The organism is Paracoccus sp. MKU1 (assembly GCF_001447385.1).
In the GTDB taxonomy this organism is placed as follows: Bacteria; Pseudomonadota; Alphaproteobacteria; order Rhodobacterales; family Rhodobacteraceae; genus Paracoccus.
Genome location: NZ_LLWQ01000161.1, coordinates 1 through 1,043, shown reverse-complemented (window position 1 = coordinate 1,043; position 1,043 = coordinate 1). Strand labels below are relative to the sequence as shown.

The following is a 1,043-nucleotide window of genomic DNA, read 5'->3' as shown; positions in this document are numbered from 1 at the left end:
CGAGGTAAGTTGGCGGCGTGACCTGCTGGGAATAACCCGGTGGCTTGCCGATCGCCTGACAACACTTGGCGTCGACATCCGCAGCAATTTCTATGCCGAGGCCGAGGATGTGACGGCGCTGGACCCGGATGTCATCATCATCGCCACCGGCGGCATCCCGAACATGGAACTGGTCAATGGTGGCGAGCTTGCCGTCAGTTCATGGGATCTGCTCAGCCGCGCTGTGCAACCGGCGCCGCGGGTCCTCGTCTATGACGACAATGGCAGCCATCCCGGCCCGGTTGTTGCCGAATACCTCGCGAACGCTGGGAGTGCCGTGGAGCTGGTATCCCCGGACCCCGAGATCGGCGTCCGGATCGGCACGACCAACGCCATCGTTCACCGCCGGAACCTGTATCGGAGCGGAGTCACCCTGACTCCCGATCGCCGTGTCATCACTGTCGAGCGCAGCGCGAACGGATTGGGTGTGCAGCTTAGAAACGAATATACCGGCGAGATCGAGACGCGCCAGGTCGACCAGGTGGTCATCGAATGCGGAACGCTGCCCAATGAGGATCTCTATCTTGAGCTCCAGGAAGACTCGACCAACCAGGGCCGCTTCGACCTGGAGGCCTTCGCCAAGGGCAAACTCATCCCTGCCCAGGATAATCCACAGGGCCGCTATCAACTCTTCCGCATCGGGGATGCCGTCGCCTGTCGGGACATCCATGCCGCCATGTATGACGCGATGAGGGTCTGCAAGGACCTTTGATCCCCCCTCCGGGCACCGCCCCTGCCCTTTCCTTACGCCATACAGGATGTCATGCGCTTCATCGATGCCCGCACCATCTCGAGGGTTCTGACCTATCCGATCCTGATCGATGCCATCGAGCGCGCGCATCGCAGGCCGAGGATCGAAGTGCAGGATGTCATGATGACGATGGGCGACGACCATTATTTCACTCGTCACGCCGTCGATGCGGGGCGCTATCTGGGTAGCAAGCTGATCACCAGCTTTCCGGCCAATCGCCAGGCAGACGGCCGGCCGACTGTGCAGGCCGTCT

At 61.7% G+C, this 1,043-nt stretch carries 2 pseudogenes; both read left to right on the top strand.

Annotated elements, in window-relative coordinates:
* Nucleotides 1-751: pseudogene (locus AQY21_RS29030) on the top strand (N-methylproline demethylase); the annotation flags it as partial.
* Nucleotides 752-802: 51 nt separating this feature from the next.
* Nucleotides 803-1,043, top strand: a pseudogene (locus AQY21_RS11680) (hypothetical protein); the annotation flags it as partial.